Consider the following 23,640-nt stretch of genomic DNA (forward strand, 5'->3'; position numbering starts at 1 on the left):
CCTTTGTTGATCAAATAATAGAGGTAAGCAGATTGTAAAGTGTACCAATAATAGGACCAATAATTTGATCCAATACACCTAGCAATAGCAAAACGATCAGAATAGGAAAACCGTAAGGCTCAATCTTATCCAAGACATCCGCCATATTTCGCGGCACTAAGCCTGCTAACACCCGCCCACCATCTAACGGGGGAATGGGTAATAAATTTAGTACCAATAACACCAGGTTGAACACCAAACCAATTTGCGCCATGGTAATAAACCCGTCAGCAATATTAGCATCAGGTATTAAGCTCGCAAACACTGGCATCATGAGCACCCAAAACACGGCCATCAGCAAATTCGCAGAAGGCCCTGCAACCGCTACAATCGCCATGTCACGACGCGGCTGCTGTAAATTGCGCGTATTGACCGGAATGGGTTTTGCCCAGCCAAACGCGAACGGCTGTCCCATGGTTAACATCGACATCAGCAACATACCCAAAGGCAAGGCGACCGTGCCAATAGGGTCAATGTGCTTGAGCGGGTTAATGGTCAACCTGCCCAACATTTTAGCCGTACTATCACCAAGCTTATTTGCTACCCATCCATGTGCCACTTCATGTAGGGTAATAGAGAACAAGACTGGAATCGCCCCCGCCACAATCAGGCGAATAACATAACCTAAATCCATTCCTTCCATGCTTAGTGCTCCACCAACCAGTCAACATTGCCTTTACCTTCACGCAGTATGACAGGTCGGGCTTCCATCAAATCCACCACTGTGGTGGGTTCATGCCCACAGAAACCACCGTCAATAATCAAATCCACTTGATGCTCCAAAGACAAACGAATCTGGTAAGGATCAACCATCGGCAAATCATCCCCCGGTAAAATCAGGGTACTCGACATTAATGGCTCATTCAGTTCCTGTAACAAGGTTTGCGTGACAATATGATCCGGTATGCGCACCCCTATCGTCTTACGCTTAGGATTTTGCAAACGGCGCGGTACTTCGCGAGTCGCCTGTAAAATGAAGGTGTACGGCCCCGGTGTCAACGATTTGATCAAGCGATAATTCATATTATCCACTTGACCATACAAGGAAATTTCCGACAAATCGCGGCAAATCAAGGTGAAATTATGCTTATTGTCGACGCGGCGGATACGTTGAATACGTTCCATTGCCGCCTTGTCACCCAAATGGCAACCAATGGCATAACTGGAATCGGTTGGAAACACCACCACACCGCCATCACGGATGATAGTCACTGCCTGACGAATCAAGCGTATCTGAGGGTTTTCTGGGTGAATTTGAAAATACTGACTCATTGTACAATTATCGTTTAGAATGTTTAACTTTAACCGATTATACCAATACCTATGAAGTTCCTGTTTGACTTTTTCCCGGTGGCGCTATTCTTTCTGGTGTACAAATTCTTCGGCGAGCTGCCCCCAGCGTGGATTGCTGCCGCTAATCAGTTGCCACTCATGGCGCTCAACCAAAGCGAACCGAAAGATGCCATCTTAATGGCGACACTGGTTATCATTTTAGCGACTATTCTACAGAATGCCCTGTATTTTGCGATGCACCGTCGCTTTGAACGGATGCACCTGATCACCCTAGCCATTCTCATCGTCTTTGGCACACTCACCCTCTTCCTGAAAGACCCTATTTTTATCAAATGGAAAGTCAGCATTATCAACTGGGGCTTTGCATTAGCTTTCTTGATCAGTCAATACATTGGGGCACGTAAAACGCTGACAGAACGCATGATGTCAAGCGCTCTTCAAGTTCCCCCTCACATTTGGCAAACTACCAATTTCATGTGGGTCGGCTTTTTTGTATTTATTGGGGTACTGAATTTAATCGTAGCCTATGCTTTCAGCGAAGAAGTTTGGGTAGACTTCAAACTGTTTGGCGTACTCGGTTTAACCTTTGCCTTTATCATTGCGCAAGTGTTCTACCTGCAAAAACACGCTATTGAAACCACTGAAAACACCCCTAAATAGTTACCAAACGTTAAGGATACCCTTGCTATGTTATATGTCATTATTGGCGAAGATGTTGAAAACAGTCTGGCACAACGGCTTGCGGCACGCCCGGCACATCTGGAGCGCCTTCATGCCTTGCGTGATGCAGGTCATTTGCTAGTCGCCGGCCCTAACCCCGCGATTGACAGTAATGATCCGGGCGAAGCTGGCTTCAGCGGCAGCGTCATTATTGCTGAATTTGACTCACTAGAAGCAGCACAACGTTGGGCAGATGCTGATCCTTACAAGGCAGCCGGTGTTTACCAACAGGTTACCGTGAAACCCTTCAAAAAAGTTTTACCTTAAACAACGACGATAGAGGACAACACTCACCATGCGTTTTAACACTAATAAAATGATTGCAACCGGGCTGGTTGGCTTAACACTGATGGCGACAAACCTGTATGCGGATGACAAAAAAGTCGTCGCAACGGTCAATGGCACTGACATTACTCAAGAAACGCTGGATACCGTAGTCGGCATGGTCGGGGGAATGCCAGGGGCGCAAGTTGACACCAAAGCCATTATCGACGACTTAATTATCACCGAATTAGCCCGCCAAGAGGCCAACAAGGCTGGGCTGGCTGAACGTCAGGAAATCAAGGACAAGATCAAGGATGCAACTGACCGCTTGGTACTCAACACTTGGACACAGGAAAAAGCAGCTTCTTTCAAACCCAGCGACGATGAGCTGAAAAAAGCGTATGAAGAACGCACTAGCGGTGAAAAACTTGAATACAAAGCCCGCCATATCCTGATGAAAACCAAAGAAGAAGCGCAAAGCATTATCAAGGAGCTAGAAAGCAAAGTTGACTTTGCGGATTTGGCAAAAAAATCATCTGATGGTCCTTCAGCCAACCAAGGTGGCGACTTAGGTTGGTTCAAACCCAACACCATGGTTAAACCCTTTGCTGATGCTGTCGCTAAAATGGAACCCGGTACGATTACTAAAGAACCCGTACAAACTGAATTCGGCTGGCATGTTATTAAACTGGAAGAGCGTCGTGACGTAAAACCACCGGAATTCGACACCCTGAAACCACAACTGGAACGTGAATACCAGCAGAAAAAGATGCTAGCCTATATGGATGAACTGAAATCCAAAGCGGACATCAAGGTCATGCTACCAGAAACTAAACCCGCAGCAGATGCACCTAAAGTAGAAGACAAACCGGCTGAAGACAAACCAGAAGAAAAGAAATAAGCGGAGAACCCTTCCTAACCTCCCCTTATCAGGGGAGGAATAAGAGGGTACGCCATACCAATTAAAGGAGTCGTCATGAAAACAGAATGGAAAACTTTCCTTATTGATCACGGCGCAGAATTCAGCGGTGACTCACTCGTGTCTTTTGGCAATCCCGAACGTGAACGCCGTATCCCACCACAAGGTGCTATTCTGTGTGATTTATCGCATTTCGGCCTAATCAGTGTTAGCGGTGAAGATGCTACTACCTTCCTACAAGGTCAGTTAACTAACGACATTAAGCAAGTCACCGATACACAGTCCCAACTGAGTGCTTATTGCACCCCGAAAGGTCGCGCACTGGCGACATTTTTCATTACCAAACGCCAAGGGGTTTACTACCTCAGTGTGTCACGGGATCTGCTGGAACCCATCCTCAAACGTTTACGCATGTATGTCATGCGCTCCAAAGTAGCGCTGGAAGATGCCAGCACCAGCTTGGTACATTTCGGGTTCGCCGCACCAGATGGTGATATTCGCCTACAAGAAATTCTCGGCAAAGCACCAGCCAATGCTTATGATACTTTGCAAATCAATGGCTTAACCATTATGTGTCAGCCTGCACCGATTCCACGCTTCAAAATCCTAGGCGAATTGGATGATGCTAAAAAACTGTGGGAACGCCTGAACGTCAACGCAGCCTGTGTCGGGCGCAGCAGTTGGGAATATTTTAACGTCATGTCGGGCGTACCGATGGTCACGCAAGCCAGCTCAGAAGCATGGGTTCCACAAATGCTGAATATGCATTTAATTAACGGCGTTAGCTTTACTAAAGGCTGTTTCCCCGGTCAGGAAATCGTTGCCCGCTTGAAATATCTGGGAAAAAGTAAACGCCAGATGTACCGCATTGGTATCCCGCATTGTGTAAATACGCCAGAGATTGGCAAAAACTTCGCCAGCAATACCGACCCAGAAGCAGGCACTATCCTGAATGCCACGTTGAATCCAGATGGTTATGTGGAAGCCTTAGCGGTGATGAAAATTGCAGAAGCACACAAACCCTTACACTTAGGCGAATACGCTATTCAGATGCTGGAATTGCCTTATGCATTGGAAACCGAGTAATACGCAATTTCTTTACAATGGCTGTACTGCCACCTGAGGTTCAGGTTCTACCGGTGGCTCAAAGGTGGGCTGGCTTTGCCCCAGCTCCACACCAACATCCACCAGATCTTTCGTCACATCACTACCACTCACACCTGCCAACGCACCAATCAGACGCGCACGGGTATAGTGTTTCACTTTGCCCTCCAGACTTTCGCACAGACTATTCGCCAGCAAAAAGCGTTGGGTCACTTCAAGTCGCCCTTGAAATAACGTGAGTTGCGACAAGGTTTTGCCGTATAAGAAAAAGTTAACCCCAGCAATGAACTGCACCATTGCACCACCAATCACACTGATCACCGCCACTTCCATGCTTTGGCTCAACATAAAACCAATCGCCGCAAGGAAAAACAACAGCCCCACGACACTGGCAATTAATGCCCAGCGAAAACTGCGCCCCGCCTGTGACAAGGATAAATCGTAAAAACGTGACAGCAATTCAATCTGTGAAGCAGCAATCTCTTTCACATCACCACTGGCTGCTTCTGTCAAACGTTTTAAAGCAGGTTCTGCTGCGCCGGAAATAGCTTCCTGGCGGACATTGAGCAACCCACCCAACATGCCGTCTCGATGATTAGGGTTCATTTTGTTACTGCCTACAGGTTATGATGCTTTGATTATAGCCTAGAGGAAACCAAGCATCCGTGAAACCTCTATTATCCATCCAAAACTTGCAGGTACGTTTCAATACCCCCGAAAACGTAGTAGAAGCTGTGTGTGGTGTAGATTTGCACTTGGCTGCCGGAGAAACACTCGCAGTCGTCGGCGAATCCGGTGCAGGTAAAAGCCAATTATTCCATGCAGTTATGGGCTTATTGCCGCGTAATGCACAAGCCAGCGGGCACGTACAATTTGCAGGCACAGAATTATTAAATCAACCGCCACGCTTGCTGAACCAATACCGGGGTAAACGCATGGCGATGATTTTCCAAGACCCGATGACCGCACTCAACCCCTTGCTAACCATTGGGCGACAACTCACCGAAGTGCTCGAAGTGCACCAAGGCATGGCAGCCAAAGCTGCACGCCAACAAGCGCTTACCCTGCTGGAACAAGTACGGATTCCTGATGCCAGCCGCCGTTTGCAAAGTTACCCTTACGAACTGTCTGGCGGAATGCGTCAACGGGTGATGATTGCCATGGCCTTGCTGTGTGAACCAGAATTACTCATTGCGGACGAACCAACCACCGCATTGGATGTGACCGTACAATCTGAAATTTTAGCATTACTACGTGACATCCGGGCGGTGCGAAACATGGCAATTATCTTGATTACCCATGACCTGCCACTTGCGGGTGGCCTGTGTGACCGGATAGCAGTCATGCGTCATGGTCAAATCCTGGAAATTGACACCGTAAACAAGCTATTCCAACAACCGCAACACGTTTATACCCGCGAATTACTCCTCGCATCCCGACACTGAACATTTCTTTATTCTGGTAGTCTGAGAGACTAGACTAGGATCAGGGGTAAAAAGGGGAATGATTATGCAAACCAAACCGTACAACATAGCCGCTGGGTTGCTGCTTGTTGCCAGCCTGTCACCCGTCAGTGGCTGTGCTGCTGAGACCGCCTTGGCTGTTGCACCGCCTGTCAACGCTGCTAATGGATTCACTTCTTTATGGCAACCGGGCTGGCAATGCGGCCAGGCAAATCAGGTCAGCCGCGCTTTTATAGATTCACTTATAAAAAATAAGGCACTGCATGGCTATGCTTTAAACGGTGTATCCCTGCCACTGTTATTAGGGCAAAACCCAGCAGAATCAGGGGCTATTTTATTTGCGAAATCCCAAAACACATGGCGTGCTTACCCGATTGCGGATGGAAGTGCCGTACTGTCGGCCTATAGCACACCAGCTTTTAATCGCTTGATGCTGTTTGCCACTTGGGGACGAGGAGGACCTAGCAATGATTACATTCTCCTGCACGGTAAAAATCAATTGAGTGAGTTTGGTTGTACCTCTGTGCATTTCCCCGCTGAGCTAAACCGCCCAGATTGGAATAACCGTTACCCTGGCCTGCATGATTTCAATATGGATACGCAAGGGCGTGGCTCACTCGTTACCGCAGCTTATGTGCCTGCTGGTAACGGTGAGAAAAAACAGTGGTATCAATACACTAGCAATGACTGGGGAAGAAACTGGAGCGAGGGGCGGAAGATACCAGCAATGCCAGCAAAACTCGATGGTATCTTCCAATCTATCAGTGAGATTCCACCACCTACATGGCTGGTAAAAAGCTTACTGGCAAGTACACCATAGTTATTGCTTCATTCGGGGTCTTTGGTTTAGTCAGTCGGCCAACTTGTTCGATGGGTCTCTCTCGGTATTGAATTCCCCGAAAGTCCTATTCAAACTATCAACCCATGCTGAGCGAATACCGTCAACAAATGCTTAACGTTGGTGCTAATTTCTTTTTCTAACCCCTTCCCGCTGGTTTGTGATTGTTTACCACCGGGAATTTGTAACGTCCCTGCCTCCACTTCCTCACACAAGCGGCTGATGAGTTCCGGCACTGTGTGCGTACCATCCAGCACTTGCAGCAAGCGCCTGGAAAACGCATCAAGGCTCAATGCCTGATGGCGGATGCTGGCAACACTTTGCCAACCTTCTGCCGCCTGTACTCGCGCCAACGCACTGGCTTGTGGGTACTCCGACCATTCGGGTTTGAGTAAACAGGGGGATAAATGACCGTATACTGCCCGGTAACTGTACAAACTGAACCATTCACTCACCAATTCACTGCGGGCATTGGCAAATTGCTTACCACCCGCTTGGCGAACCCGTTCTGCTGCATTGGCGTACAGCTCATCGAAATCTGGGGTATAAGGATGCACTGCCTGCAAATACAGCAAAGCGGCTTTACTAAGCGGATGCGTGACATTCAGCTCGGTATTATCCGGGGTCAAAAAAACCACAGGTTTGGTATTGCTGAGATTTTCCTTACCCTTAAGACGTAAGTTAGCGCTATAGAAGAAGGTGGTGAACACATCCACATCCACTACACGCTCCAATGGCACATCAGCGCGGCAGAGGATACTTTTGCGGAAGGCTCGCATTCGCACAAAATCCATCCACTGCTCATGTTGCAACGGGTCGTCAATGTCGCTCAACGCAGCTTGCGCAGGCATACTTAAGGTAGTGTCAAACAAGGTATGCAGATCCGTTTCACACACGTATTGCAATTCATGCCGTTCCGCATCTGCCAAGAACTCACTGAATAGAAAAGCATTATTTTCACCCGCTAAATACTCATGCAGTAAATAACTGGGGTGTGAATCAAGCAAATAGGCAATTTCTTTTTGCACATAACGCTGGCTGTCAGCTTCTGCACCTTGTAAAGCGTGTTGCAAGCGGCGCAAGGCTGAAATGGCTGCATGATATTTGGCGTCTGCCCCTGAAACTTCACGGGTAGCGTGCAACAATAAATCACGCAAACTGCCCCGCATTCGCCAACCGGGCAGCAAATTGTAACTAATGTAAGCCAGACCATGTGGCGACAAACAGTCCCGCACCAATGCTAAGATTTTTTCACGTACTGCGGAAGGAACCCACGAATACACCCCGTGAGCAATAATGTAATCAAACTGCCCCAGTACTGCGGGGTTAAGTTCTAAAATATCGCCCACATCCAAGCGAATATTCTGTAGATTCAATTGGCCGACAATACGTTGTCCAATCGCTACTTGTGCTGAGGAGAGTTCCACCCCCACAAATTCGCTGTGTGGCAAATGCCAAGCCATCGGAATCAAGTTACCACCTGTTGCCGAACCCAGTTCCAATACGCGACACTGTTGGGGAGAGACAGTGGAAATCCCAAACAATCGCCCTAACGCCGCAAGATTACCGGGGTGTGTTTCGGGAAAGGGATTGGTTTCGTAAGCAAGTTCGTCGTAAAAATCGACCATAACGGCAGGCTTCCCAAACTAAGTCAGTGGATAGGCAATGCTACCACCATCCTGAACTCCAGACGGGCATTGCCCGCATCTTTTAGCCAGAAATTTTGCACAGCCAATTGATGGGTTGCGGTTTGGATGAATTGCATCGTGTAAACATCATCGACAACAATACCCTCAAATAACAGCGGGGTTGCTGCTGCCTGCCACACCACTTCATTACTTTGCACATTTAGGATGTAAGCAGCGCCTTCATTACCGTTCAAACGCTTTTGTGCGATTAACGCGTTTAACTGCTGTTGCACCACGGGGTCATCAATGGCACTGAAGCGCCCATCGGTACGGTATTCCACACTACCCAGCAAGTCATACAGCAACTCGCCCTGCACTTCAGCATTAGCCGCCAGCTTATAGGGAAACACCAACAGGGTTGCTGCTAAAAAAGTCAACGCCAACCCTGTCAAGGCAATCCCTAAAGCAAAATGACGGGCTGTGCGATGCTGTACCGCAAACCATCGTTGCATAGTATTCCTACCTATCTAACACTCGAATACTGAGATTATAGACCAGAATAAGAAAAATGAATTGAAACTGAATTAAAGATAGCAATAAAGTTCAAATTTTCTGATAAGCGGCTTCCAAATAATGATATACGGTAAACAAGCCCATCGCCTCTCCTCCTATCGGACGACCGGCTCGTTCACGAGTATTCCAAGCCATCACATCAAAATGTACCCAAGGTATCGTTTCCGGCACAAACTCGTTGAGGAATAACGCAGCAGTTATTGCCCCGCCATAACTACCGCCACTGTTAGTAAAATCAGCGCAGCCACTTTTCAATTGGTCAAAATACGGGTGATGCAAAGGTAAGTTCCAGATCAATTCGTCAGCTTCGGTTGCTACAGCTTGCAGCTTTGCCGTCAGTGCTGCGTTATTACTGAAAAATACCGGGATTTCTGTTCCTAAAGCGACACGTGCTGCCCCCGTCAGAGTGGCAAAATCAAGCAGCAAGGCAGGCTTATGACTCACCGCATCCGCCAAGGCATCACACAACACCAAACGCCCTTCCGCATCGGTATTATCCACTTCCACCGACTTGCCCGCACGGGTCGCAAGAATATCACCAGGGCGGAAAGCATCCCCACCAATCGCATTATCCACCGCCGGAATCAGCACCCGCAGGTGGACTGGCAATTGCAATTGCATAATCAATTGCGCCAGCCCTAACACATGAGCTGCACCACCCATGTCTTTTTTCATCAGGCGCATGTACTGCGAAGGTTTAATATCCAAGCCACCCGTATCGAAACATACCCCCTTCCCTACCAGCGTCACTGCTGGATGCTCAGGGTTTCCCCATTGCAGCTTCAACAAACGGGGCGCATGAGCGCTGGCACGCCCAACCGCGTGGATCGCCGGATAATTCTGCGTCAGCAAATCATCCCCGACAACTTCGCTAAAATCAGCCTCAAACCTATGCGCCAATTGCTGCACGGCTGAGGCTAAATGCTGTGGCATCATGTGATTAGCAGGTTGATTCACCAAGTCACGCACCAGTGCTACCGCTTGAACAAACGCCTTAGCTCGCTCTTGCTGACTCTCGACGACTAATACAGGGCGAGCTCTGTTATCCGGCTTGGTGTAATGCTCAAAACGGTAATAACCCAAGCCCCAGCCAATCGTCGCTTGCAAACGCTCCTCTGCTGACCAGCCACATTCCAAATGGTAATGTCCACGAGGTAATTTATTTGGTAAACCTGCAATTACCCAACGAACCCCCTCATCAGCTTGATAACCAAGCAATACCTTACTAATCCCACCATTCCCATTTGGCAACAAGCAAAACTGCCCAGCTTTTGCTTTGAAATCGTGAAGTTGCGCCCATTGACGCTCAGCTTCAGATAGAGAAGCACTGAGCATTTCCCATGTCGCGGGTATTAAGGGATAAATAGCAACCGAGCTTTGTGGTTTTTCATTTGTAAACATATATTTAACCCTGACTCTTAACGTTTACAATCATTCCACCAGCACGGCGTGCTACGAATAAAGTCCAGCAAAGCTTGGTACTTTGGTGCTTGGCTCAGCGGCTGTGTGATGTATTCTTTAGTACCCCATGGTCCATGTTTAGTGAAAGTGCGTGGTGCAGTGTAATGCATCATAAGTGTGCCACCTTCGGCCTTCCAACCATTCAAGAAGCGGTCGTAAATACCTCTCATCCGAGGGTCTCGGTTCGCCGCAAACAACAACGGGTTCGGAAACTCATCATCTGTTTTCGTATGAAAATCAACCAATCCTTGCCCTGCCTCATACGCCATCAATTGAATACCGTATTTATCCGTAATGGCTTTTTGCATCCGAATATAGCCCATTACCTTATCATGAGAATAACGGTATACCGGGTTTGTAATCAAACCAAGTGCATCATCCACACTTTTAATAGTACGCACTTCAGCATGACCACCAAACACATACGGCCCAACCGCAAAGGCATCCGCGTGTTTGTAAGCATCTTTGTGACTCAACACTGTTTCAGTCAACTTATCGTTAATTGTCCAACCAGACAAAATACGTACCAAACGTTGCGTTCCCCCAAATACCTCCTCCCAAATTTTGAAAATTTCAACGGAACGTTGAGAGTAGTAACGATGCCCCGCTCGCTGAGCATGAGTATCCAACCCCAGCTTTAACCCCATATCGATCATGTGATTGCCTTGGGTGAAAATAGTATTCCATGTTTCGTTACTGTATTCGATATGGGGCTTGAGATTGCTATTCAGGTGCTGCTTTACGTAAGTCGCATATTGACGCACATAGTTATCATCCGCACCGTGTGGCAGCGTGAACCAAGGATCAGCATTCAAACGGTTGGCAAGTTCCACCTGAATTTCCACGGGTGCACCGCGTGAACCCTCCTTACCACCCCAAGTTGCCTTGTTCAACTGGTTACGGTCTGCCCAAGTACGTTCGGTACTACGAGTCACTCCGCTCATGTTCATGAAGCGAATGGCTCGGAAATCTTTCATGAATGCCATAAAGTCAGGGTTAAAAACAATGCTGTTAGCATGTTCTACAAACGACTTGAAGTCGCCACCACACCCTGATGCAGAGGCAACTCGCTGAAACGAATTGCTGGAACAAATCCCACCAGGCGGCAGAATGCGGATATTGCGCACATAATTTTGTGGATTACTGCGAAGAATTAATAACGAGGCATTGAATATCCCATCATTACCGGCAGCAAGCGTAATCGTGTCATACCCCACTTTGCGTTCGATTAAAGCAGCATCGTTCAAGTACTGAATCTCACCTTCACCATCATACAAAACGGTATACGTACCTTCAGGAATGACCGCAGCAGGTAAATTAGATAGGAACCGGGTTCCAGCTTGTCCACCATTCAAATTAACAGGCCAGCCATCGCTATCATAAGTTACATTGCCTTTGGTTAACCACGGGCTGGCTTCTTGAAACGGCATTGCCGCTCGCATCAAATCAATGAAAGGTACACTAGCATCACTTTCCAAAATTTCATTCGTATTTGTGCCTAGGGGAGATGCCGCGTTACTTGTCGAAAATGCACGGTCAGCAGACAAAGATTTCGCTGAAGAGGAAGTAGCAGGATTGCCTGCCGTAGTGCCGCAGCCAGTCACACCCAGTGACAGAAGACCACCAATAATCACCAGTTGGGTCAGTTTTGCCAGCATAGTTAGTCCTTTCATCAATTATTAGCTTGTGATTTACCATTTCGCATGAAGTCTAGCACGGGGTTTGCGTTAGATGCGACGAATATGCTTTGCCTGTATGCCACACTCCATTACAATTGCGCCCTCATTATCGCCTTAATCTTTTATTGGAGTATTCCGCATGGCAATCGAACAAACCATTTCCATTATCAAACCCGATGCAGTAGCTAAAAACGTGATCGGTCAAATCTACAACCGTTTTGAAAATGCTGGCCTGAAAATCGTTGCTGCAAAAATGGTTCACCTGAGCAAAGAGCGTGCTGAAGGTTTCTACGCGGTACACAAAGAGCGCCCTTTTTTTGGTGATTTGGTGGCATTCATGACTTCTGGCCCGGTAATGGTGCAAGTGCTGGAGGGTGAAAATGCCGTCGCTAAAAACCGCGAATTGATGGGTGCTACTAACCCTAAGAATGCAGAGGCTGGTACAATTCGTGCAGACTTCGCTGATTCCATTGACGAAAATGCCGTACACGGTTCTGACAGTCTGGAAAATGCCGCGATTGAAATCGCTTACTTCTTCGGTACAGACGGTCTGTGCCCGCGCACTCGCTAATTTAAGGTAAACGTCATCTGTGTCTGACACTGTTAAGAAAGTCAATCTGCTGGATTTTAGCCATGAAGGGCTGAAAGCGTATTTCACTTCCATCGGTGAAAAGCCGTTTCGTGCCACGCAAATCATCAAATGGCTACACCAGCTCAATGTCGACAGTGTTGACCAGATGACCAATATCAGCAAACCGTTGCGCCAATTTCTCACAGATAATGCCGTGATTCGCGCCCCGGAAATCGTGATGGATCAACAATCTGCCGATGGCACCCACAAGTGGTTGCTGCGGCTGGACGATGGCAATGCTATTGAAACCGTATTCATCCCCGAAGACGATCGGGGAACGCTGTGCGTTTCCTCGCAAGTTGGTTGTGCGCTGGATTGCACCTTCTGCTCTACCGCCCGCCAAGGTTTCAACCGTAATTTAACGGCTGCGGAAATCATCGGGCAATTGTGGATCGCCAAACGCACCCTGCAAGCTGACCCCAAAGGCGCTCGCGTCGTCAGCAATGTAGTGATGATGGGCATGGGCGAACCCTTACTGAATTTCGATAACGTCATCAATGCGTTACGCCTGATGATGGATGATAATGCTTACGGTCTGAGTAAGCGCCGTGTCACGCTCAGCACCTCTGGCGTCTTGCCTGCGCTGGATCGCTTAGCCGATACGCTGGATGTTTCACTCGCCGTTTCTTTACACGCACCGAATGATGAACTGCGTGACCAATTGGTTCCGTTAAACCGCAAATACCCAATCAAGGATTTGCTCGCCATGTGCCGCCAGTTCTTGGACAAAAAGACCACCGAACGCAATCACATTACGTGGGAATATGTGATGCTGGATGGCATCAATGACCGTGATGAACATGCCATCCAACTGGCAAAAATACTCAAGGGCATTCCCTCGAAAATCAACCTGATTCCGTTCAACCCATTCCCCGAAACGCGCTATAAACGTTCTAGTAACAATCGCATACACCGTTTCCGTGATATTTTAGCTGAAGCAGGTTATACTGTGATAACTAGAAAAACACGGGGGGATGATATTGATGCTGCATGCGGGCAACTAGCAGGGCAAGTCAATGATAAAAGCCGCCGAGAGATCCACTTCGCACGCATCGAACGGTCATAAAAAACTATGAAAACAATAAATTATGCTTTGTTAGCAATGTTGATTAGCAACATGATGGTTGGTTGTTCCAATACACCGTCTACGTCCGATGTAGACAAAGCTGGCAGTTATTACACGCAATTAGGTATTGGTTACTTGCAAAAAGGACGACTGGATTTGGCTAGTCTGAATTTGGAAAAAGCCTTAGCACAAGATGATAATTCAGCTCCAACTCATCATTATTATGCACTTCTTCAGGAACGTTTAGGCAATGATGAGAAAGCCAATAAACATTTTCGCCAAGCGTTAAATATTACCCCTAGTAACCCAGACTTACTGAATAATTACGGCTCACATTTGTGTCGAACGCAACGCTATGCTGAGGCGGAGACAGCTTTTCTAAAAGCAGTGCGTGACCCACTCTATAAAACCCCAGAATTTGCCTATACTAACGCAGGCATTTGTATAAAAAAGGCGGGGGATGCCATACAAGCTGAAGCCTATTTTCGTCAAGCATTGGAAAAAAATAACCGTTTCTCGGAAGCACTTTACCAGATGACCAAGTTACACCATGAAAAAGGTGAGCCAGCCAAAGCAGAAGCTTTTCTTTACCGCTATAATGAAGTTGCGCCAGCGACACCTGATAGTCTATTACTATGTTATCAAGTGCAAACACGCTTGAATGAAGTTGATAAAGCCGATGCTTGCGCAAATACACTGCGGGAAAAATTCCCAGACAGTAATGCCGCTAGCCAAATTGATTGATTAAATTGGAGGACACGTGACAGAGACAGCCCCCTCAGCCGAAGAAAGGACATCTTCTGTGGTGCAACCCGGCGACTTAACGGCAAAACTTGCGAAGTGCCGCGAAAAAGCAGGGCTTGACATCGAACAGGCAGCGGAAGAGTTGCACCTGTCCCCCCATATTCTCAAAGCATTAGAACAAGAAGATTTTGCGCATCTTCCTGAACCTCCGTATGTACGGGGTTATCTACGTGGCTACTCCAAACTGGCGGATATGGATGCTAAAGAACTGATACGCATTTATGAAGCCTTACGGGGTGCAAAACCCGATGAAATCGCCCACCACTTCGCACCTGCCAGACCACTCAATAAAGTAGCACAACCGGTTATGTCTGCCTCGACAGTGAAGTTTATTGGCTTTGGTGCAATAGTATTATTACTGGGGCTGTTTTCCATGATTCCGGGAGTACGCGATTGGGCCAATCATACATGGTCATCTTTCTCCGCACAAACCAACCCCCCTGATGTCCCACGTCCCCCCTCTGCCATGGAAGCCTACGTCGCCCAAAAAGAAGCGTTGGAGCGTGAAAAAGCCGTAGCAGAAGCACAGGCTAAGCAAACGGTCACCCCAACACCTGAACCAGTCCTCGCGCAAGAAACAGTATCACCTACAGTCTTAAGTGCTGCGCCTGTGGGTCAAACTGTTCAAAACAATGTAGCCGCTACAGCACCGATCCCTGAACCAATAGCCAGTATCACCCCCCCCTCCACTCCGGTCAGTACTCCTGCTGATACCACTGCGGTCACGCCAGTAGCGACGACTGATGCGGCTACTCCAGCCCCTAGCGCTAATCAAACGACGGTTGCATCGACAGAAACGTCCACAATACCCTCAACAACACCCCCTCCCATCCCAACCGATGCAACAACAACAGACACTGCTACTGCCACACCACCCACAGCAGGTGAAATCAGCATCAAAATGGAATTTGCCGAAGAAGTGTGGATGCAAATCAAAGGCGATGACAAAAAAACGTTGTTTGAGTCTCTGAACACCGCTGGCAATATCAAGGAGTTCAAGGCAACACCGCCGCTGAATGTTAAAATCGGTAATGCACCGGGCGTCAAAATTTTTGTTAACGGTCAACCGTTCGATTTGACTGCTCACACTAAAGGCAGCGTTGCCCGTTTCCGAGTTGAGTAAGCATGAGTAAGAATATCCAGTCTATCCGGGGCATGAATGACATTCTCCCGGATACCACACCCGCATGGCAGTACCTCGAAAGCACTACCCGTACCTTGCTCAACCGTTATGGCTACAGCGAAATTCGTATGCCCATCGTCGAGCAAACCGACCTGTTTTCACGCGCTGTAGGCGAGGTAACCGATATTGTCGAAAAGGAAATGTACACCTTTACCGACCGTAATGATGACAGCCTGAGTTTACGCCCGGAAGGTACCGCAGGTTGCATACGCGCCGGCATTCAACACGGCCTGTTGCATAATCAGCAACAACGCCTATGGTATATCGGTCCCATGTTTCGCCATGAACGTCCACAAAAAGGCCGCTACCGCCAGTTCCATCAAATTGGCGTGGAAGCTTTTGGAATGCAGGGGCCAGACATCGACGCCGAACTAATTGCCATGACTGCACGGCTGTGGAAAACTCTTGGTATACGTAATCTGCGGCTGGAATTGAACACGCTAGGTACACCAGAATGCCGTCATGCCTACCGTGATTTACTGGTAGAATACTTTACCGCCCGCCAAGATAAACTGGACGCAGACTCCAAACGCCGCTTGCTTACCAATCCTTTGCGTATTTTGGACACCAAAAATCCCGACCTGAAAGACATCGTAGCCACAGCGCCTAGCCTGCATGATCATCTAGATGAGGTTTCCCGTGAACACTTTGCTACCCTGAAATCATTGTTGGATGGCATGGGTATTGCGTACGAAGTCAATCCCCGTTTGGTGCGTGGATTGGATTACTACACCCACATGGTTTTTGAATGGGTCACCGATGATCTCGGTGCACAAAGTACCGTTTGTGCAGGCGGGCGTTACGATGGACTAGTCGAACAACTCGGTGGTAAACCCACTCCCGGTGTTGGCTTTGGCATGGGGCTAGAACGCCTGATCTTACTGCTGGAAACGCAAGGCATTGAACTACCGGTCACAACACCTGATGTTTACCTGATCATGGCAGGTAAAACCGCAATCCAAACAGGTTTAGGGTTAGCGGAAACTTTGCGAGATGCTTTACCAAACCTACGCCTGATCAGTAATGGTGGTGAAGGCAGTTTCAAAACGCAAATGAAGCGTGCCGACAAATCCAATGCTCGTTTTGCGCTGATTCTGGGTGAAAATGAGGTGGAACGCAGTGAAATCGGTCTCAAACCCTTGCGTGCCGAGGGTGAGCAGATTACCCTCCCCATTAGTCAAGTGGCACAACAACTCGCCGTTTTTCTTGAAAACACACAACAAAACTAATCTTAATGACACATACTCAGGGGCAAACTGATGTCTGATTACAAAACCGATGATGAAAAAGTCGAAGAACTCAAAGCATGGTGGAAAGAGAATGGCACATCCGTCATTGCAGGGATTGCCCTCGCCATTGGCGGTCTGTTTGGTTGGCAGTATTGGAAAGACTACCAAGCCACCACTGCGACTGAAGCATCAGCATTGTACGCAAAAGTCGAAAAAGCCAGCGAAACCTCGTTAGAGCAAGCACAAACCGACATTCAAACCTTGCAAAGCAGTTACGCATCCACGCCGTATGCCGCGATTGCCAGCATGAAAGCGGCACAACAATACGCTGAAAAAGGTGAATACGAACCGGCAGCCACCGCATTACGCTGGGTCGTCGACAACAGCAAAGAAGCCGATTTCAAACACCTTGCCAACATTCGTCTTGCCCGTGTGCTACTTTCCATGAAAAAAGTGGATGAAGCGCAAACACTGATTAACCAGACCTACCCTGAGGCTTATCAGGCATTGATCGAAGAGCTAAAAGGCGACATTTACGTTGCCCAGAACAAACTTGCTGAAGCACGTGCCGCTTACGACAAAGCGATGCTGAGTGCCGCTGGCAGTTCTGGCGAACTCATCAAGCTGAAACGTGACAACCTCGGCGAGGGAACTTAAAAAGGACATCATGAAACAAATTACCGCCGCCCTGCTAGTTGCTGCTGCCCTATCAGGTTGCAGTACTTTATCGCAAATGACTTCAGCGGTCATACCTGCCAAAACAGAAAACCCGCCTAAAGCCTTGAAAGACATCAAGACGACAGTAGCCGTGCGTACTGTATGGCAGGTCAGCACTGGCAGCGAGATAGGCAAAGACTACGTGCGCATCCATCCTAATGTCGATGAAAGTGCCGTGCTGGTGGCAGGTGGGCGTTCAGCGAGCGCATGGAACAAAGTTAATGGTGGGCGTATCTGGCAAACCACTCTTGATAACGATGTTACCGGCGGCGTCAACAGTGGTGAGGGTGGCGTTTTTATCGGCACAGCCAGTGGCAGTGCTATCGCCCTAGACCGTCAGACAGGTAAAGTACGCTGGTCATCCCCATTAGGCAGTGAAGTGCTTGCCGTTTCACCAGCAAAAAACGGTGTTGTGGTATTCCGCACTAGTAACGGTGGTTTGCACGGGTTATCTGCACAAGACGGGCAAATACTTTGGCAACAAGGACGTAAAAGCCCCACCTTATCGCTACGCGGCACCAGTACCCCCATTGTCGTCGGGGGCATGGTTATCGCAGGGTTTGATAACGGTGTAGTCACTGCTTTCGATATGCAAAGTGGCAAAGGCTTATGGGAAGTGACGCTTTCTGTGCCACGAGGCAGCAGCGACCTTGACCGCATGACGGATGTAGACGGCGAAATGAAAGCACTTGGTGAAGCACTGTTCGCAGCCAGTTACAACGGGCGTATAGCTGGAATCAATATGCGTGATGGCAGGGTTGCATGGGCTGCGCCCTATTCCAGCTACACAGGCGTAGAGGCTGACCCCAATGGCCTTTACACCAGTAGCGATACAGGCGATGTGTGGAAACTAGAACTTCTTTCTGGCAATCCAGTATGGAAACTGGATGATTTACAACGTCGCCAACCCACCGCACCTGCGCTATCCGGTCAATACCTTGTAATAGGTGATTACCAAGGCTATTTACATTGGATCAACACTAGCAATGGACAGATAGCTGCACGTACTCAAGGTGATAAAGCCGGTTACACTGTTGCCCCCGTAAAAGAGGGTAACGTCGTTTATAGCTTGGGTAAAAGTGGCTTGCTATCGGCTTTCAGTATCCAATAAACTAATCCAAGCAGGATGGGCTGCCAGTGCTTGCAGCGCATCCTGCAATAATGTTTTGCCAGGCTCCATTCGAGGCCATGTAGATAAACCAGAAGGATGCGGCAGCGGCAGCAAATCTACCTCACGTCCCTCAATTAATGTACGATGACACCTCCCTACCACCGCATCCAGTTTCTTGGCGTCCATGAACTGGCTGATTGCTAACTTGCCAATCAAAATAACCAGTTGTGGACGCAATAACCGCATTTCCGCCATTAACCAACGTGAACAATTCGCAACCTCCTCACTCGAAGGTACACGATCACCACCCTGCGGCTGCTTACCCGGAAAACAACGACAAATGGCTGACATGTATACACGCTGCCGAAACATGTCTTCATCCAAACCGATGCCAGCAAACCATTTGAACAGGGTTTTACCGGCAGTCCATCCAAACGGACGCATAACCTTGGCTTCATGAATGCCGGGTGCTTGCCCGATCGACATCACGGGTGATAACACTGGCTCACCCGTAATGACAGGGCGAATCATCTGCGGGCAAAGTGTACACTGTCGTAGAGCCTGTTGATGTTGCAACAAATCAACGGAAGAAAACAATGGTTGCTCCATCACAAACAAACGCGAATCAAGTGGGCAATATCAGCATCCGTCAACTCAATCGGGTTGGTTTTCATGCTAGAACCCCGTGAATGAGCAACAATGTGGGGAATATCAGCGGTGGTAACACCGAAACTTGCCAAACGCGGCAACTTCAGTTGTTGCGTCCACGCCGTCAAGGTATGGAGCAGAAATACCCGTGCTCCAACAGGATCAACATGGCTACGCCCCCGAAATAGCTTGCCAATAGCCGTGTATTTTAACAATGCTGGGTTCTCTGGCTCACGAGCCTCCATCAGGTCGATATTCAGACGGGTTGCTTCTAAAACCAACATGCCACAACCCACGCCGTGTCCGATAGCGTGAAAAGCACCTAAGGGGGCAACCACGCCATGCACTGAACCCAACCCGGTTTGTGCCAGACAAATACCCGACAACAGCGAAGCGTAAGCCATTTTGCTACGCGCCTCACTATCGGTCGGATCAGCATAGAAAGCCAGCAAGCTATCACGTACTGCCGTCATTCCTGATAACGCCAGTGCATCCGTCAGTGGGTTAGCGCGAGTTGAAACGTAGGCTTCCATCAACTGGGTAAAAGCATCCATACCATTAGCAGCAATTTGCTCAGGAGGACAAGTGGTAAGCAAATCCGGGTCAATGATGGCGTATTCAGCCACCAGCTTGTCGTCGCGGAACGATTTTTTAAAACCGTGTTCGCCCTGCACCGAAAGCACCGCATTTTTAGTCGCTTCTGACCCCGTGCCAGCCGTAGTCGGCACCGCAATGAAGGGAGTGGATATACCTTGATAAGGCAGTTCAGGGCCAACACCTTCCAAATGATACATGACAGAATTACCGGGCTTGAGTAATCCAGCAACAGCCTTAGCCGCATCCAATGGGCTACCGCCGCCAATACCGATCACTAGTTCAAACTGTCCTGCTGTATATGCTGCCACCGTAGCATCAACCCATTGAGGCGAAGGTTCTTGCGTCACTCGGCAAATTTCCCACGTAAACCCAGCGCGTTGTAAGTCATCAAACAAAGCAGCAGCAGCGGCGGAATTGGTGAATGAATTAGCACCCGTGATAATCAACAAACGCTTACCGTATTGAGCAGCAAGGGCGGGCAACTTGCGGATAGCACCTGCACCGAACTCAATTCGCGGCAAGCGTGTAATCGAAAAGGGGGAAATATTCTGTAGCACAGGCATTAATATCCTTGTATAGCTTACTCATGACTATGAGCAACCAACGTGAGCTTTTGCAAATCAACAATCTGAAGTGCCTGATGTCTTTCAATCACTACCCCTTCTCGCTTCCATTGGGCAAATAAGCGGCTGACTGTCTCAATGGTTAAGCCCAACAACTGAGCAATATCCAAACGGGATAACACCAACGGCGTCCACTCGCCTACTGGAGTCGTGTTACACCATGCCAGCAAGAAAGAGGCTAACTTTTCTTGGGAACGTTTTGCTCCCAACTCCAGCAAACGCTCATCAGCATGTTGCAACTCTTTGATACAATGCATCATGATGAGACGTTCAACTTCTGCACGCGACTCACCCAATGCATTCAACTGCTCCACCGGAACGCGGCATACCGTCGCATACTTTAGCGGTACGGCACTGTGGTTATAACGAATATCCACAAAACCATCAAAGCCAAAAATTTCACCAGCCTTGACAATCCGAATAATCTGATCTTTACCGTTAGAAGTGGTTTTAAACAGCTTAACATAACCATCGTGCAAGATATAAAAATGCTGGGCACTCACACCCGCCGCATAAATGGTTTCTGCTGCCATGTATTCTAACATTTCACTGGCGACACTTTTTAAGGCATCACTGAACTTACTCCCTAACTCAGCAAAGAGCGCAAATTCATCTAAAGAGCATTTTTTCGCTTGCTTATTGCCGACCTGAGATTCCATGATTTCACATCCTAACAGTACTAGTTTTCAGTGTTAGTGATTGCCCGTACCGACGCATTGTGATTTATCAATGTTTTCAGGAATATTAAAGTCTCAAGGTAGCTACATAATCGCAATTGGGTAAGAACCAAGAACGCGAACAATCTCAGCATCTTGACGCAATTTTTCCAGTGCATCGTGAATGGCTTTATCTTGTTCATGCCCACGCACATCCAAGAAAAAAAAGTATTCCCAATTGGTGGTACGTGAAGGCCGCGACTCAATGCGCGTCATATCCACACCATTTTCCGCCAAAGGTTTCAGCAAGTGGTATAACGAACCGGGGCGGTTGCGAGTCGATACCAGTAATGACGTGCGGTCATTGCCGCTTGCACCCACCATTTGATCACCAATCACCAAAAAACGCGTGGTATTATTGGCATTGTCTTCGATGCTGTCCTGCACGATTTGCAAACCGTAAATCGGAGCAGCTTGGCGACTCCCCAACGCTGCCGCCTCATCATCATTAGCCACCAGCCGTGCTGCTTCTGCATTACTGCTTACCGGAATGCGTTCGGCATGAGGTAAATGTTTATCCAGCCAATAACGACATTGCGCCAATGATTGCGCATGGGCATACACTTTCTGCACACCTTGCCAATTCTCGTGCCGACACATCAGGTTTTGATGAATGCGCAAAGAAATTTCCCCACAAATCCGCAAATCTGACTGAGTAAACATATCAAGCGTATGGGTAATCACACCCTCAGTGGAATTTTCAATCGGCACAACCCCATAACGCACCCGTCCAGCTTCCACTTCACGGAATACTTGTGCAATCGAATCCACTGGTAACGTGCCAACATTCATCCCAAAATGCTTAAACGTCGCCTCCTGCGTAAACGTGCCCGCTGGCCCTAAATACGCAATGCGCATGGATTCTTCCAACGCCAAACACGACGCAATGATTTCGCGGAACAAGTGCGTAATTTGCTCATTGCGCAAGGGGCCAGCATTCAACGCCTGCATCCGCGTAAGGATTTGTGCCTCGCGTTCGGGGCGGTAAAATTTCGCGTTCGGATCCTCCGCCAATTTGGTGTGCGCGACTTCCTCGGCACAGCGAGCGCGTTCGTTCAACAACGCCAGCATTTGGGTGTCGAGCGCATCAATCTGTTCACGCAAGGCGGCAAGCCTTTCACTCATAATAATCGTACCTTCAAAACGCCGGGGATCGCAGACAAAGCCACCCGTGTATCTTCACTTACCACCGAATCCACGTCCATTAGCGTGTAAGCCATATTGCCTTTGGAATCGTTCAGCATGTGGGCGATATTCACGCCAGCCTGCCCCAGAACATGAGAAATTTTACCCAGCATATCCGGGTTATTCTGGTTTACCACCGCGATACGAGTCAGCCCTGTGCGGCGCAATTTTACGTTCGGCAGATTGACGGAATTGCAGATATTACCGTTTTCGAGATAATCGCGCATCTGATCAACCACCATGATGGCGCAATTTTCTTCCGCTTCACGCGTCGATGCGCCCAAGTGCGGCAGGGTAATCACACGCCGGTTAGTGCGCAGCGCATTGCTGGGGAAGTCGCAGACGTAGGCGTACACCTTGCCGCTTTCCAAACCTGCCAATACCGCGCTGTCATCCAAAATGCCATTACGGGCAAAATTAAGCAGAATCACACCATCTTTGAGCTTTTGCAGGCTTGCAGCATTGATCAGGTTGCGTGTGCTATCAATCAGCGGGACATGGAAGGTAATGAAATCAGACTCTGCCAGCAACGCATCCAAATTCGGGGCGGCTTCCACGTCGGAATCGAGTTGCCAAGCACGTTCGATGGTAATGGTCGGGTCGTAACCGATCACATTCATGCCAAGACTACGCGCCGCATTTGCAATTTTTACACCAATTGCACCCAAACCAATCACGCCTAGGGTGCGACCGGGCAATTCAAAACCACCGAACTGCTTTTTGCCTGCTTCGACCGCCACACTCATTTCAGCGTCCGTGCCTTGTAAACTGTGCACGAAATCCATCGCAGGGCTGATATTACGGCAACCCATTAACATACCAGCCAGTACCAGCTCTTTCACGGCATTGGCATTCGCACCGGGGGCATTAAACACCACCACACCACTCTCAGAGAGAGTTTGAATCGGTACATTATTCGTTCCCGAACCTGCCCGTGCCACGGCTAACAAATTGTTACTAAATGGATAATCGTGGAGTTTGAAAGAACGGAGTAAAATAGCATCCGCATCAGTGGAGTGATCAGAAACAATATAGCGATCAGCAGGTAGGCGGTTCAAGCCTTTGGGAGAGATGGCGTTGAGGGTTTGAATTTTGTACATGGGGGTATCCTTTCCTGTGGTGGGGAATTGTCGGACTAAAGTCCGACCT

Annotated in this window: 25 protein-coding genes; 13 read left to right on the forward strand and 12 right to left on the reverse strand. The window is 48.5% G+C overall.

Features of this window, described 5'->3' with window-relative positions:
- Positions 1-10: 10 nt before the first annotated feature.
- Both BLV87_RS04535 and BLV87_RS04540 read right to left on the reverse strand, forming a co-directional pair.
- The gene (locus BLV87_RS04535; RefSeq protein ID WP_245706915.1) at positions 11-682 is read right to left on the reverse strand and encodes a site-2 protease family protein; all 672 of its coding nucleotides are present in this window, start codon (positions 680-682) and stop codon (positions 11-13) included.
- A gap of 2 nt (positions 683-684) precedes the next feature.
- Positions 685-1,311 carry an L-threonylcarbamoyladenylate synthase gene (locus BLV87_RS04540; protein ID WP_093065841.1) on the reverse strand — a complete coding sequence of 209 codons (627 nt, stop codon included), beginning with the start codon at positions 1,309-1,311 and terminating at the stop codon, positions 685-687.
- 51 nt (positions 1,312-1,362) lie between these two features.
- On the opposite strand from BLV87_RS04540, the gene BLV87_RS04545 reads away from it, so the two are divergent.
- The 4 genes from BLV87_RS04545 (at position 1,363) to ygfZ (ending at position 4,321) form a co-directional block, all read left to right on the forward strand.
- Complete coding sequence (locus BLV87_RS04545; protein ID WP_093065843.1) at positions 1,363-1,992, forward strand: septation protein A; 630 nt, start codon at positions 1,363-1,365, stop codon at positions 1,990-1,992.
- Positions 1,993-2,019: 27 nt separating this feature from the next.
- Positions 2,020-2,319 carry a YciI family protein gene (locus tag BLV87_RS04550; protein WP_093065845.1) on the forward strand — a complete coding sequence of 100 codons (300 nt, stop codon included), beginning with the start codon at positions 2,020-2,022 and terminating at the stop codon, positions 2,317-2,319.
- Positions 2,320-2,347: 28 nt separating this feature from the next.
- Positions 2,348-3,217 (forward strand): peptidylprolyl isomerase, encoded by an 870-nt coding sequence (locus tag BLV87_RS04555; protein ID WP_093065847.1) that lies wholly within the window; start codon positions 2,348-2,350, stop codon positions 3,215-3,217.
- 75 nt (positions 3,218-3,292) lie between these two features.
- The gene (gene ygfZ, locus BLV87_RS04560; RefSeq protein ID WP_093065849.1) at positions 3,293-4,321 is read left to right on the forward strand and encodes a CAF17-like 4Fe-4S cluster assembly/insertion protein YgfZ; all 1,029 of its coding nucleotides are present in this window, start codon (positions 3,293-3,295) and stop codon (positions 4,319-4,321) included.
- Positions 4,322-4,333: 12 nt separating this feature from the next.
- On the opposite strand, the gene BLV87_RS04565 is transcribed toward ygfZ, so the two are convergent.
- Positions 4,334-4,945: a TRADD-N-associated membrane domain-containing protein gene (locus BLV87_RS04565; protein ID WP_139282121.1), complete on the reverse strand. Its 612-nt coding sequence runs from the start codon at positions 4,943-4,945 to the stop codon at positions 4,334-4,336.
- 59 nt (positions 4,946-5,004) lie between these two features.
- Between BLV87_RS04565 and BLV87_RS04570 the strand changes: the two genes are divergently transcribed.
- Positions 5,005-5,784 (forward strand): ATP-binding cassette domain-containing protein, encoded by a 780-nt coding sequence (locus BLV87_RS04570; RefSeq protein ID WP_093065853.1) that lies wholly within the window; start codon positions 5,005-5,007, stop codon positions 5,782-5,784.
- Between the two features lie 64 nt (positions 5,785-5,848).
- Positions 5,849-6,622, forward strand: coding sequence for a hypothetical protein (locus tag BLV87_RS04575; RefSeq protein ID WP_093065855.1), 774 nt, complete (start codon positions 5,849-5,851; stop codon positions 6,620-6,622).
- Positions 6,623-6,711: 89 nt separating this feature from the next.
- On the opposite strand, the gene BLV87_RS04580 is transcribed toward BLV87_RS04575, so the two are convergent.
- From BLV87_RS04580 to BLV87_RS04595, 4 genes are all read right to left on the reverse strand, one after another.
- On the reverse strand, positions 6,712-8,268 hold the full coding sequence (locus BLV87_RS04580; protein WP_093065857.1) for a methyltransferase regulatory domain-containing protein: 1,557 nt from the start codon (positions 8,266-8,268) through the stop codon (positions 6,712-6,714).
- A gap of 23 nt (positions 8,269-8,291) precedes the next feature.
- On the reverse strand, positions 8,292-8,780 hold the full coding sequence (locus tag BLV87_RS04585; protein ID WP_093065859.1) for a hypothetical protein: 489 nt from the start codon (positions 8,778-8,780) through the stop codon (positions 8,292-8,294).
- Between the two features lie 91 nt (positions 8,781-8,871).
- Entirely contained in the window at positions 8,872-10,242 is a 1,371-nt protein-coding gene (locus BLV87_RS04590) for a leucyl aminopeptidase family protein (RefSeq protein WP_093065861.1), read from the reverse strand.
- Between the two features lie 17 nt (positions 10,243-10,259).
- Positions 10,260-11,975, reverse strand: a complete 1,716-nt coding sequence (locus BLV87_RS04595) for a hypothetical protein (protein WP_245706916.1) — start codon at positions 11,973-11,975, stop codon at positions 10,260-10,262.
- Between the two features lie 145 nt (positions 11,976-12,120).
- On the opposite strand from BLV87_RS04595, the gene ndk reads away from it, so the two are divergent.
- Genes ndk through bamB form a run of 7 tightly spaced genes read left to right on the forward strand, consistent with a single transcriptional unit; the run spans position 12,121 to position 18,722 of the window.
- On the forward strand, positions 12,121-12,552 hold the full coding sequence (gene ndk / locus BLV87_RS04600; protein ID WP_175517839.1) for a nucleoside-diphosphate kinase: 432 nt from the start codon (positions 12,121-12,123) through the stop codon (positions 12,550-12,552).
- A 19-nt stretch (positions 12,553-12,571) separates the two neighbouring features.
- Positions 12,572-13,678, forward strand: coding sequence for a dual-specificity RNA methyltransferase RlmN (rlmN, locus tag BLV87_RS04605; RefSeq protein ID WP_093065865.1), 1,107 nt, complete (start codon positions 12,572-12,574; stop codon positions 13,676-13,678).
- 6 nt (positions 13,679-13,684) lie between these two features.
- On the forward strand, positions 13,685-14,422 hold the full coding sequence (pilW, locus tag BLV87_RS04610; protein WP_093065867.1) for a type IV pilus biogenesis/stability protein PilW: 738 nt from the start codon (positions 13,685-13,687) through the stop codon (positions 14,420-14,422).
- Positions 14,423-14,438: 16 nt separating this feature from the next.
- Entirely contained in the window at positions 14,439-15,605 is a 1,167-nt protein-coding gene (locus tag BLV87_RS04615) for a RodZ domain-containing protein (RefSeq protein WP_093065869.1), read from the forward strand.
- 2 nt (positions 15,606-15,607) lie between these two features.
- On the forward strand, positions 15,608-16,894 hold the full coding sequence (gene hisS, locus BLV87_RS04620) for a histidine--tRNA ligase (protein ID WP_093065871.1): 1,287 nt from the start codon (positions 15,608-15,610) through the stop codon (positions 16,892-16,894).
- Positions 16,895-16,924: 30 nt separating this feature from the next.
- A complete protein-coding gene (locus BLV87_RS04625; protein ID WP_093065873.1) occupies positions 16,925-17,551 on the forward strand; it encodes a YfgM family protein in 627 nt (208 codons plus the stop codon).
- A 10-nt stretch (positions 17,552-17,561) separates the two neighbouring features.
- Positions 17,562-18,722: an outer membrane protein assembly factor BamB gene (gene bamB, locus BLV87_RS04630; protein ID WP_093065875.1), complete on the forward strand. Its 1,161-nt coding sequence runs from the start codon at positions 17,562-17,564 to the stop codon at positions 18,720-18,722.
- Here bamB and BLV87_RS04635 read toward each other — a convergent pair.
- The 5 genes from BLV87_RS04635 to BLV87_RS04655 form a co-directional block, all read right to left on the reverse strand.
- Positions 18,699-19,319 carry a uracil-DNA glycosylase family protein gene (locus tag BLV87_RS04635; RefSeq protein WP_245706917.1) on the reverse strand — a complete coding sequence of 207 codons (621 nt, stop codon included), beginning with the start codon at positions 19,317-19,319 and terminating at the stop codon, positions 18,699-18,701. The genes bamB and BLV87_RS04635 overlap by 24 nt on opposite strands.
- 11 nt (positions 19,320-19,330) lie before the next feature.
- Positions 19,331-20,524, reverse strand: coding sequence for an iron-containing alcohol dehydrogenase (locus tag BLV87_RS04640; protein WP_425441523.1), 1,194 nt, complete (start codon positions 20,522-20,524; stop codon positions 19,331-19,333).
- Between the two features lie 23 nt (positions 20,525-20,547).
- Positions 20,548-21,249, reverse strand: a complete 702-nt coding sequence (locus tag BLV87_RS04645; RefSeq protein ID WP_093065881.1) for a Crp/Fnr family transcriptional regulator — start codon at positions 21,247-21,249, stop codon at positions 20,548-20,550.
- Positions 21,250-21,351: 102 nt separating this feature from the next.
- Positions 21,352-22,431, reverse strand: coding sequence for a prephenate dehydratase (gene pheA / locus BLV87_RS04650; RefSeq protein ID WP_093065883.1), 1,080 nt, complete (start codon positions 22,429-22,431; stop codon positions 21,352-21,354).
- Positions 22,428-23,591 carry a phosphoglycerate dehydrogenase gene (locus tag BLV87_RS04655; protein WP_093065885.1) on the reverse strand — a complete coding sequence of 388 codons (1,164 nt, stop codon included), beginning with the start codon at positions 23,589-23,591 and terminating at the stop codon, positions 22,428-22,430. Before BLV87_RS04655 ends, pheA begins: the two co-directional genes overlap by 4 nt.
- Positions 23,592-23,640: the final 49 nt, after the last annotated feature.

Source organism: Thiothrix caldifontis, from assembly GCF_900107695.1.
Lineage (GTDB): Bacteria > Pseudomonadota > Gammaproteobacteria > Thiotrichales > Thiotrichaceae > Thiothrix > Thiothrix caldifontis.

Bases quoted from the DNA above. Each gene is read 5' to 3' on its own strand.
- ygfZ (WP_093065849.1), top strand. From the start codon at position 3,293: ATGAAAACAGAATGGAAAACTTTCCTTATTGATCACGGCGCAGAATTC.
- BLV87_RS04595 (WP_245706916.1), bottom strand. From the start codon at position 11,975: ATGAAAGGACTAACTATGCTGGCAAAACTGACCCAACTGGTGATTATT.
- BLV87_RS04535 (WP_245706915.1), bottom strand. From the start codon at position 682: ATGGAAGGAATGGATTTAGGTTATGTTATTCGCCTGATTGTGGCGGGG.
- BLV87_RS04555 (WP_093065847.1), top strand. From the start codon at position 2,348: ATGCGTTTTAACACTAATAAAATGATTGCAACCGGGCTGGTTGGCTTA.
- bamB (WP_093065875.1), top strand. From the start codon at position 17,562: ATGAAACAAATTACCGCCGCCCTGCTAGTTGCTGCTGCCCTATCAGGT.
- BLV87_RS04645 (WP_093065881.1), bottom strand. From the start codon at position 21,249: ATGGAATCTCAGGTCGGCAATAAGCAAGCGAAAAAATGCTCTTTAGAT.
- BLV87_RS04590 (WP_093065861.1), bottom strand. From the start codon at position 10,242: ATGTTTACAAATGAAAAACCACAAAGCTCGGTTGCTATTTATCCCTTA.
- BLV87_RS04545 (WP_093065843.1), top strand. From the start codon at position 1,363: ATGAAGTTCCTGTTTGACTTTTTCCCGGTGGCGCTATTCTTTCTGGTG.
- BLV87_RS04580 (WP_093065857.1), bottom strand. From the start codon at position 8,268: ATGGTCGATTTTTACGACGAACTTGCTTACGAAACCAATCCCTTTCCC.
- ndk (WP_175517839.1), top strand. From the start codon at position 12,121: ATGGCAATCGAACAAACCATTTCCATTATCAAACCCGATGCAGTAGCT.
- pheA (WP_093065883.1), bottom strand. From the start codon at position 22,431: ATGAGTGAAAGGCTTGCCGCCTTGCGTGAACAGATTGATGCGCTCGAC.
- hisS (WP_093065871.1), top strand. From the start codon at position 15,608: ATGAGTAAGAATATCCAGTCTATCCGGGGCATGAATGACATTCTCCCG.
- BLV87_RS04655 (WP_093065885.1), bottom strand. From the start codon at position 23,591: ATGTACAAAATTCAAACCCTCAACGCCATCTCTCCCAAAGGCTTGAAC.
- BLV87_RS04550 (WP_093065845.1), top strand. From the start codon at position 2,020: ATGTTATATGTCATTATTGGCGAAGATGTTGAAAACAGTCTGGCACAA.
- BLV87_RS04625 (WP_093065873.1), top strand. From the start codon at position 16,925: ATGTCTGATTACAAAACCGATGATGAAAAAGTCGAAGAACTCAAAGCA.
- BLV87_RS04540 (WP_093065841.1), bottom strand. From the start codon at position 1,311: ATGAGTCAGTATTTTCAAATTCACCCAGAAAACCCTCAGATACGCTTG.
- pilW (WP_093065867.1), top strand. From the start codon at position 13,685: ATGAAAACAATAAATTATGCTTTGTTAGCAATGTTGATTAGCAACATG.
- BLV87_RS04585 (WP_093065859.1), bottom strand. From the start codon at position 8,780: ATGCAACGATGGTTTGCGGTACAGCATCGCACAGCCCGTCATTTTGCT.
- BLV87_RS04565 (WP_139282121.1), bottom strand. From the start codon at position 4,945: ATGAACCCTAATCATCGAGACGGCATGTTGGGTGGGTTGCTCAATGTC.
- BLV87_RS04575 (WP_093065855.1), top strand. From the start codon at position 5,849: ATGCAAACCAAACCGTACAACATAGCCGCTGGGTTGCTGCTTGTTGCC.